Origin of the sequence: Glycomyces salinus (genome assembly GCF_016428645.1) — a bacterium.
Lineage (GTDB): Bacteria > Actinomycetota > Actinomycetes > Mycobacteriales > Micromonosporaceae > Glycomyces > Glycomyces salinus.
Window position 1 is genome coordinate 1 of the sequence record NZ_JAELXW010000088.1, and the last position, 9,183, is coordinate 9,183.

Consider the following 9,183-nt stretch of genomic DNA (forward strand, 5'->3'; position numbering starts at 1 on the left):
TCCGCCCGGTGGCCGGTTATCCGGATTCGGGGTCGGCGACGACCTTGCGGGCCTCGGCCTCTATCCACTTGCACCAACGGTCGCCGTTCCACGCGCCGTGCCAGGCCACCGGGACATTGGGGTCGTCGGCGAGTCGGCAGACCGGGGACGGACCGTTCCCGTCGCTGCATTCGACCCGATAGGACTCGTCGTCGAACCGGAAGACCACGAAGACGGCCGGGCCACGGGTGAACTCGCCCAGATAGGCGTCGGTCATATCACCCATCGCACACACGCACCCTTCGGAAGTCGGGGCGCCGACCGTTGTAGAAGACCATGAACGCGGTCGCCTCGAACCAGTCTCGCCAGCCCTCGGAGGCGGTGCGCCACTGCGGCCCCCAAGTGGCGCGGAGTTCACCGGTGTTGAGACCGGAGATCACCAGGACCACCTCGGCGGGGTTGCGGTTCGCGCAGACCTGGAACGAGTCCGGGGCCGGGATGCCTGAGGCGCGGACGGTGAAGGAGCGAACTCCGTCGCTGAAGTCTCCCCGGTTCTGAATTGCCGCGCCCGGCGCGGCGGGTCGCGCTGCCGGTGTGTTCGGTGATCGGCGTCGACCGTGATCGGTCATGTCGGTTCTCCTCCCGAAATGGAATGTGCACCGCTAGCTGAACACAACGTAAGCGCAGGTCAAGGCACGACACAATGATCTCTATCGGCGGCGCGATGGGGCTCTCCATAACCGACCGCCGGTATTGGGCGGCCGAATTCGGCAGCCGGATTCCGACCGGCCGAATGTCGCCGCTGAGTTGACCTTCTGTAATGTCATAACTACTTGTCACCATGGAGGGATGTCGAGTGAAAAGTTCCTCCAGCGGGAGATCGGCCGGACCCTCATCAAGTACCGGGAGAAGAAGGGGCTCACCAAGGAAGAAGCCGTCTGGTTCCTCGGAACCTCGAAGAAGATCCTCAACAGCTACGAGAGCGGAACTCTCCAGTACCCAGAACCGGCAGTCGTGGCCGACTGGCTGGGGCAGTACGAGGCACCGCAGGCTGTCATCGACGACGCACGGGCAAAAACGAAGTGGATTCGCCAGGGAAATCCGGCTAGCTGGCAAGAGTCGGCGCCCAACGGGTTCGCTCGATTCACTCAGATCGAACTGCTGGCCGTAAGTCTCGACATACACGAGGACACCTATGTGACCGGACTTCTTCAGGTCCCCGGTTACGCCGAGGCAGTCCTGTCCACCAACCCGAACCTCACCAGCGACGATCGCCGAGCAGCGGTTGGTTTCCGCGCGCAACGAGCTGAAGCCTTCTTCAACAGGCAGAGCAAAGCTCCCAGGCTCAGGGTGGTTATGTCCGAGGTATCGCTGACGAGATTCAGAGGGGCCGACTTCTACGAAGACCAGATCGAACACCTCCGGCACCGAAACCGCCAAGAAGGGGTCGACATCTTCATCGCACCAACAGGCAAGACCACCCCGTCTACGGGCTGGTCTTACACGATCATGTCGTTCGACAATGCAAAGGATCCCGACGTGGTCTACCTGGAGAATCTCCTGGGTGCCCAATACGAGGCAGACAGGAAGAAGGTTGACTGGTGTCGTAGTCTCTTCTCAACTACCGTCCCTATGGTGTTGGGCCTAGAAGACTGGAGAGCATCAGATGCTGACAAGTGACTGGAAGAAGTCCTCCCGCAGCGGCAACACCGGGGGCCAGTGCGTCGAAGCGCGCTTCCTGTCCAACGAGTGGAAGAAGTCGTCCCGCAGCGGTGGACAGGGCGGGGCTTGTGTCGAGGTGCGCGCCCACAACCACATTATCCAGGTGCGGGACACCAAGCTCGGGGCGGACTCCCCGGTTCTCAATGTCTCCCCCGCTGAGTGGGCCGCGCTCCTCACGCATGAAGGGCGCTGAGCCCTCGACCGACCAACCCGATCGGCCTCCGCCTCGGCGGGGGCCGTTCAGCGTTCGAGGAGGCGCAGGCCGGTGGCTATGTGTTCCAGATCGGTGCGGTCCTGCCGGCCGAACGGGTCCTTCACCTCGGCGGCGAGGCCGGGTTCGATCAACAGGACTATCTCTCGGTCTCCGGCGAAGCCGTCGTCGCCGAACGGCGCCGTCAGCCAGCCGTCGTCCTTCTCGTGGTAGCGGATCAGGAACTCGCGCATCGACTTCTTATCGGAGAAGACCTCGCCGCGCATGACCTGGACCTGGAGGTCCACTCGCCACACGCCCTCTTCGACCTGGGACTCCCAGACCCGCTGGGTGAACTTGACGCCGCCCCACTCGAACTCGAAGTCGGACTTCTGTCCCAGGCCGCTCGGAAGGTAGGTGAAGGTCAGGCGGCCCACCGGCTCGCCTCGCTGACTGGTGGTCATGCCGACATCATATGATTCGCCCTTATTGCGAGTATTCGCTGCCCCGCACTAGCTCAAATCGCCACCAGGGTGATCAGACCGGTCAGGCCCGCCATCGAGGTCGCGATGATCCCCAGGATCAGCCCCGACAGAGCCACCCCGCGCCCCGAGACGCCCCCTCCGGCGGCCCCGATCTGGCGCCGAGCATAGGAGCCCAGCATGATCGAGCCGACCCCGAGCAGCGCCGACAGCATGAAGAACGTCAGCCCGGCCCACGGGTTGAACGCCGCCGAGATCAGCCCGGGCACCGCAGCGATGGTGCCGCCGATCCCGGCCACCAGCGACCCGATCGCCGGACCCGAGGGGATCGGCTTCAGCCGGGGCTGGAGCAGCATGAAGCCGTCGACCATGGCGGGCGCGGGGGCCGCGAACATGGGCCACTGGACCGCGTACTGGTATCCGGGCGGCATCTGCTGGGGCGGGTAGGGGTGCTGGCCGTAGGCGGGTTGCTGCCAGCCCTGCTGAGGCGGAGGCTGCATCTGGGGCCGGTACGGTTCCTGAGCGCTCACACCGCCAGGTTAGCCGCTTCCATGGCGAAGCGATCTCGCGATGTCGTCAAAATAGTCGTCGACTTCCCTCACGTCATAGCCGCGCATCGTCATCTGGAAGCCGAGATTGGTCAGCGAGTCGGGGTGCGGGGGCGTGCCGACCTCCATGGCCTTGCGAATGCGGGCGACCGCCCTGTCGACTTGCGATCGGTCATATCCGCGGAATCGGACAGAGAAGAAGGGGTTCTCCATGCGTTACAGTCTGCCAGGTCATCCCCACAGGCAGAGACCGGCCTGCCCCCTCCGTCACCGGCTGCTCACAATTCCGATGTAACGGACACAGATCACATCAGGACTCTCCTCCACCGCTTGACACTGGACCGAGACCGCTTCACAAACTCCAGCGCGAGGCGTCCCGCCTCGTCGGCGTCGGCCTCGGCCACCGAGCCCGGCGCGAACGCGGCCTGGTTGACCAAGCGCGGCAGGCCGTCGATGCCCGCCTCCAGCACCGCGACGCGCGCGGCCGCCTCCTCGGCGTTGACGTGCGGACCGACCTTGACCCCGGCGCGCGCGGCGGCGGCCAGGACCTCGGCCCAGGCTCCGGCCACGCGCTCGGCCGGGGAGCCCTTGTTCAGGCGTCTTCGCTGCCGCGTCCTCCTGCGGACCTTGAGGCCCAGCGGGATCAGCGACAGCGCGACCGCCGCGGCGGCGCACCACGCCCACGCCGGGACGGCGTCTTCCTCCGAGCCGTCGGAGGCGTCGAAGTCGCCGTCCTCGTCCTCCAGGGCCGGGTCGTTGAAGTCCTCGGCGCCTTCGCCGCCGGACGGGTCCTCGCTGGGCGTCTCGGTCTCCTCGATCTCTTCGAGCGTGTCGTCGGGCGGGGTCGGGTCGACCCCTTCGGCGGGCATCGGGTCGAAGGGCACCCAGCCGACGTCCTGGAAATTGACCTCGGGCCAGGCCGATCCCTGCGCGGCGGTCACCGTCGACTCCCCGCCGGGGACTCCGAAGCCGACCACGACCCGGGTCGGCAGGCCGATCAGGCGCGCTATGAGGGCATAGGCGGCCGAGAAGTGCTCGCTGGTGCCGCGCTGGCCGCCCGCCTCCACGGGGGCCTGGAGGAAGTACTCCAGGGTCTTGTAGTCGTGTCCGGAGCCTGCCTCGGGGTCGAAGGCGTAGTGCGTCCCCAGGAAGTCGGCCAGGCCCTGGGCCCGCTCGTAAGGGGTGTCGTAGGTGGCCTGGATGTACTCGGCGATCGTGGTGAAGATCTCCGGGGTGCCGGTCGGGAGCATGGCAGTGCCGTCCACCGACAGGTCGGGGCGGGCGTTCGCGGCCGATTCGGGGTCGACCGCGACCGGGTCGGAGCCGACGGTGAAGGAGTCGCCGGTCGCCAGGCTGTCGGGGGTGAGCAGGCACCGGGTCTCGAGGTTGACCGCGACCTGCAGGTTCTCGACGGTGGCCGGGTCGGCGACGGCCGGGACGAGTTTGCCGCCCAACTCGATGATCTCGACCTCGGCGTTGAAGTCGCCGGTGCCCGAGCCGGGCAGGACCGACCCGGCGGTGCGGAAGTCGCCTCCGGCCTGCCAGGTGACGCCGTTGTACTCGGTGAGGACGGCCAGGCGCATCACCGCGTCGCCGTCGATCGTGGCCCGGAACAGCTCCTGGTCGGGGTTCTTCGCCCATTGGGCGATGCGCGCCAGGGGGTTGATGTCGATCTCGTTGAGCTCCGGGGGCTCGACCAGTTCGCGCGGGTCGTCGGGACTGGAGCCGACCAGGCCGGTGGCCAGGGGCGCGAGACCGACCACGGCGACCAGGAGGACCGCCGCGCCGACGATCGAGCCCAGCACGGTCGCGCTGCGCTTGGGCGCCCCGCCCTCGACCCGGGCGTCGCGGTCGGGCCGCTTCGACGGCGGCGCGGAGGTCACCGCGAGCGCGCACCCGGCCAGGAGGCAGAACGAGACGGTCGTCCACACCGCCGGTCCCGCGTTCGGGCCGACCAGGTAGAGCCCGGCGGCGTAGAGGAGCGTCGGCGGCAGGCAGCCGAGGAGCGTGCGGCCGTAGCGGATGGCGAACTCGCAGGCCAGGCCGGAGGCGATCCAGGTGAGGAAGACCGGGACGCCGACCGTGTCGGGGGCGGCCTCGATTGGGATCAGCGCGGTCAGGGTGCGCGGGACGGCGTTGACGACCGCGTCCAGGAGCATCTGCGGTAGCGGCTGCGTGCCGTCGGCGGTGAGGTAGAACGAGCCGAACAGGTAGGCGGCCAGACCCCACACCGAGGCCGTCCCGGCCAGCCAGGACGGTCGGTTGCGCAGCCCGAGCCCGATCGCGAACGCCAGCAGTGCGGCCCCGACGACCAGGCCGGTCAGCGTCAGGCCGTGGTAGACGCGGCCGGCCACGGACCCGGCCAGGCCCGAGAGGCCGGTCAGGCACACGGCGACGACGGCCACGCGCACCCGGTAGCGGCTCACCCTCACAGGTTGACTCCTCCCCCGTCCCAGGCGGCGGCGAACTGCTCGCCGTCGGCGGCGCGCAGGAACGGCAGGCCGCCCTGGAGCGCGGCCGAGGTCGGCAAGTCCGGCTGGAGGTGCACGGCGATGACGACCGGGTAGGCGCGCTTGAGGGCGGCCAGGCGCGGCGTGGGCGGCTCGGTCCCGGTGATCCACACCAGCGTGTCCCCGAAGCGGCCGTTCTGGAGCCTGGCGATGAACTCGTCGAGCGAGTCGGTGGCGTCGCAGGCCAGTTCGGCGAGGGTGTCGCCGTAGATGTCGCGTCCGGCGCCGCTGATGGCGCTGCCGGAGGCGGTGACCAGCGCGGCGTGGTATTCGGCGCGGAAGCAGGCGGTCAGGACCGAGTAGGCGGCCTCGCAGCCGGCCTCGAACGAGTCGGGATCAGGCCCCCTCGGCGAAGCTTGCGAGCCGTGATTTTGCCAAGCGTCGGTGCGGTCGTCGAGGGCGATGGCGACCGTCGGCAGGGAGGTGTCGACGTGCTCTTTGACCATGAGCTGCCCGATTCGGGCCGAGGTGCGCCAGTGGACGTGGCGCAGTTCGTCGCCGATCACGTACTCGCGCAGCGAATGGAAGGTCAGCGAGCCCTGCTCGACCTTGTCGGCGGTGCCTTCGAGGGAGCGGGCCAGGCCGTCGGGGGTGCGGGCGAGGGTCCACAGGCGCGGGTGGACCCACAGCCGCGAGACCGGCCCGAACGATCCGGCGGTGGCGGCCAGGCCGAGGATGTCGCGCTTGCCGATCCCCAGGGGGCCCACGTCGATCACGCCGCGCCGCTCGGTGGGGATCGAGTAGCCGGCGCGGGTCGACTTGCCCGGGCGCAGCCGCGCCAGAGGGACGGCGACGCGGCGGGTCTGGTGGGTGCCGCCGCCGTAGACGTCCACGGCGCGGGCGCTGACCGACCGCCACTTCCCGGCGTTGCGCACGTCTAGGACCACCTCGGCCTCCTCCCCGGCCGAGACCCGGTCGGGGGCGACCTCGCGCTCGACCTCCAGGTTCGGTTTGGCGGCGATGACCGAGACCGCGGCGACGCAGGCGAGCGCGGCGGCGGCGCCGACCGCGACCAGTTCGGGGTAGCCCCAGCGCCATCCGGCCAGGCCGAGCGCGAGCGCCCCCGCGGCCAGCCCGACTCCCCGGGCTGTCACTGGGACCGCCCGGAGCGCTTCGAGCCGTCTCATGCCGCAGAGGCGGGCAGTGGAACGGGGACCTGTTCGAACACCTCGGTCACGATCCCCGCACTGCTGGCGCCGCGCATCGCCGCGTCGGGCGCGAGCTGGACGCGGTGGGCGAAAACCGGTTCGGCGAGGGCCTTGACGTCCTCGGGAATGACATAGGTGCGGCCCTGGGAGAGCGCGAACACCGAGGCGGCGCGCGTCAGGGCGATCAGCCCGCGCGGGCTGACCCCGACCGCGACCTGCGGGTGGTTCCGGGTCGCCGCGGCCAGCTGCACCAGGTAGGCGTAGAGCGGGTCGGCGATGTAGACCTGCTTGGCGAGCTCGGCCATCTGCGCGACGGTGCCGGTGTCGATCACCGGCGGGATCTGCTCGGGCGAGCGCTGGTGGGTGCCGCGAAGGACCTCGATCTCGGCGGCCTCGACCGGGTAGCCGACCGACAGCTTCACCAGGAACCGGTCGAGCTGGGCCTCGGGGAGACGGTAGGTGCCGTCCATCTCGACCGGGTTCTGGGTCGCGACGACGACGAACGGGGACGGGACCTGGTGCGGGTGCCCGTCGACGGTCACCCGGCCCTCCTCCATGACTTCGAGGAGCGCCGACTGGGTCTTGGGGCTGGCCCGGTTGATCTCGTCGGCGATGACGATGTTGGCGAAGACCGGCCCGGGGTGGAACTCGAATCCGCCGGAGGACTGGTTGAAGATGGTGACGCCGGAGACGTCGGACGGGAGCAGGTCCGGGGTGAACTGGATGCGCCGCCACACGCCCGAAACCGCCGCGGCGATCGCGCGGGCCATGGTGGTCTTCCCGGTGCCGGGCACGTCCTCGAGGAGGATGTGGCCCTCGGCGAACATGGCCGTCAGCGCCAGGCGCACCACTTCGGGCTTGCCGAGCACGACGGTGTCCACCGCGGCGGCGAGGCGCTCGAACGTGGCGGCGAACGCCTCGGCCTGCCCGGCGTTGAGCGCGACCGGCTGCTGCGGTTGCTGCTGCACCTGCTGCCGCGGCACCTGCAACGGATGGGTCTGCTCGGTGTCCTGCATTCTTGTTTCCCCCGCTTGCGCTAACACTTCGGAAGGTCGCCGGTGCCGTTGACTCCGGCCCCGTCCACTCTCAGCCATACGAACGGGATGTAGCCCCCCTGGCCCGGCACCAGCACCCAGATATTCGAGTCGTTCTTGTTCTTGTGGTAGTCACGGAAGACACCCTGACCGTCGTTGCCTCTCGGGCTGATTTTGTCGCCGGTCGTATAGCAGGAGGCGTTGAAGGTCTTCCCCGGGCCGGTGGCCCCGACCTCGGCGGTGTCGTGGCTGGCGCCCTTTCTGATCGAGATCCGGTCGGAGTCCGTGCCGTCGCAGTACGGGTCTCCGGCGGGGTCGTCGCATTCAAAATGCACCGTGACCTTGACGGCCTTGGTCGATGCCTTGTAGTTGGAGGTCTTCGAGTTGCCGGCGGCGTTGGTGATCCGGACCTGGTAGATGTGCTCGGTCGAGGCGCGCAGGCCGCCTTCGGTGAGGCTGTCGCAGGAGCCGTTGTTGACCTTGACCGCGCCGTCGCGCAGCAGGTCGCAGGTGACCTCGCCGCCACCGTCGTCGTAGGTCAGGTTCAACGTGATCGACTTGGCCGTCGAGGAGTGGTTCTGAACCTGCACGGTCGGCTTGGACATGGTGTTCGAGGTGGTGCTGGCCGGATCGGACTCGCCCGCCTCGTTGACCGCGACGACGGTGACCGCCACGTTCTCGTTGTTGCCGAAGCCCTCCATGCTGGCCGAGGTCTCAGTGACCTCCTTGGTCTGGTCTCCGGCGCTGACGATGTACTTCTCGATCTTGCGGCCGTTGGAGGCCGGCTGGTTCCAGGTGACGTCGATGGTCCCGGCGGCCGAGGACGACGACTCGGCCAGCAGATTCGTCGGCGCGTCGGGGACGTTGAACGGCGTCACCGAGTCCGACGGCTCCGAGGGCTCGGCGGCCGCGTCTCCGGCCAGCGTGGTGACCGAGAACGAGTAGTGGACGCCGTAGTTCAGATCGCCGTCGGCGGTCACCAGTTCGGTGCCGTCCGCTTGGCCCACTACGGTCCGGTCACCCTCTCCGGATACCGCTTCGACCCGGTAGCCGGTGACGTCGTTGCCCTCGCCGTCGGCCTCGTCCCAGGCGACCTCGACGGTGCCGTCCGGGTTGGCGGTGGCCTCGACGTTCTCGACCACGCCGGGCACGTCGGCCGAGGGGACGACGGACGGTGAAGTGGCCGTGTCGCCCGCGCCCTCGGAGTTGTGGGCGGTCACGGTGAAGTTGTACGACTCGCCGTTGTCGAGGTCGCCGATCTCCAGCACGCGTTGGCTGGGGGAGATCTCCCAAGAGTCTCCGGCGCCTTCGATCACGTACTTGGTGAGCGCCGAGCCGTTGTTCGGGGCGGCGTCCCAGGACAGGGTGACCTTGCCGTCGCCGGCGGCGCCGACGAGGTTGGTCACGGCGCCGGGCGGGCCGATCTCCTCGCCGCCGTCTTCGTCGCCGTCGCCCTCGTCGTCATCGCCGGAGCCTTCGTCGTTGTCGTCCTCGGGCGGGGCGTTGCCGCCGAGGATGTCGTCGCGGTCCTTCTCGGCGATTTGGGCGGTGCCGTCGGAGGAGACGACCA

The 9,183-nt window shown here is 68.8% G+C and carries 11 protein-coding genes; 2 read left to right on the forward strand and 9 right to left on the reverse strand.

The window, feature by feature from the left end:
* Window positions 1-16 precede the first annotated feature (16 nt).
* Window positions 17-256, reverse strand: a complete 240-nt coding sequence (locus JFB92_RS19630; protein ID WP_199042728.1) for a hypothetical protein — start codon at window positions 254-256, stop codon at window positions 17-19.
* 1 nt (window position 257) lies between these two features.
* Entirely contained in the window at window positions 258-608 is a 351-nt protein-coding gene (locus JFB92_RS19635; RefSeq protein ID WP_199042730.1) for a hypothetical protein, read from the reverse strand.
* Window positions 609-828: 220 nt separating this feature from the next.
* Between JFB92_RS19635 and JFB92_RS19640 the strand changes: the two genes are divergently transcribed.
* Both JFB92_RS19640 and JFB92_RS19645 read left to right on the forward strand, forming a co-directional pair.
* Complete coding sequence (locus JFB92_RS19640; RefSeq protein WP_199042732.1) at window positions 829-1,659, forward strand: helix-turn-helix domain-containing protein; 831 nt, start codon at window positions 829-831, stop codon at window positions 1,657-1,659.
* Window positions 1,646-1,894, forward strand: a complete 249-nt coding sequence (locus tag JFB92_RS19645; RefSeq protein ID WP_199042734.1) for a DUF397 domain-containing protein — start codon at window positions 1,646-1,648, stop codon at window positions 1,892-1,894. The genes JFB92_RS19640 and JFB92_RS19645 overlap by 14 nt, the downstream gene beginning before the upstream one ends.
* A 47-nt stretch (window positions 1,895-1,941) precedes the next feature.
* Here JFB92_RS19645 and JFB92_RS19650 read toward each other — a convergent pair whose 3' ends face one another.
* From JFB92_RS19650 to JFB92_RS19680, 7 genes are all read right to left on the reverse strand, one after another.
* Window positions 1,942-2,355 carry a hypothetical protein gene (locus JFB92_RS19650; RefSeq protein ID WP_199042736.1) on the reverse strand — a complete coding sequence of 138 codons (414 nt, stop codon included), beginning with the start codon at window positions 2,353-2,355 and terminating at the stop codon, window positions 1,942-1,944.
* Between the two features lie 53 nt (window positions 2,356-2,408).
* Window positions 2,409-2,903, reverse strand: coding sequence for a hypothetical protein (locus tag JFB92_RS19655; RefSeq protein WP_199042739.1), 495 nt, complete (start codon window positions 2,901-2,903; stop codon window positions 2,409-2,411).
* 9 nt (window positions 2,904-2,912) lie between these two features.
* On the reverse strand, window positions 2,913-3,134 hold the full coding sequence (locus tag JFB92_RS19660; protein WP_199042745.1) for a DivIVA domain-containing protein: 222 nt from the start codon (window positions 3,132-3,134) through the stop codon (window positions 2,913-2,915).
* A gap of 92 nt (window positions 3,135-3,226) precedes the next feature.
* A complete protein-coding gene (locus JFB92_RS26705) occupies window positions 3,227-5,353 on the reverse strand; it encodes a transglutaminase TgpA family protein (RefSeq protein ID WP_199042741.1) in 2,127 nt (708 codons plus the stop codon).
* Entirely contained in the window at window positions 5,350-6,558 is a 1,209-nt protein-coding gene (locus JFB92_RS19670) for a DUF58 domain-containing protein (RefSeq protein WP_199042742.1), read from the reverse strand. Before JFB92_RS19670 ends, JFB92_RS26705 begins: the two co-directional genes overlap by 4 nt.
* Window positions 6,555-7,595 carry an AAA family ATPase gene (locus JFB92_RS19675; protein WP_199042743.1) on the reverse strand — a complete coding sequence of 347 codons (1,041 nt, stop codon included), beginning with the start codon at window positions 7,593-7,595 and terminating at the stop codon, window positions 6,555-6,557. The genes JFB92_RS19670 and JFB92_RS19675 overlap by 4 nt, the downstream gene beginning before the upstream one ends.
* Window positions 7,596-7,615: 20 nt before the next feature.
* The coding region (locus JFB92_RS19680; RefSeq protein WP_199042744.1) for a fibronectin type III domain-containing protein at window positions 7,616-9,183 on the reverse strand (1,568 nt) is incomplete at its 5' end.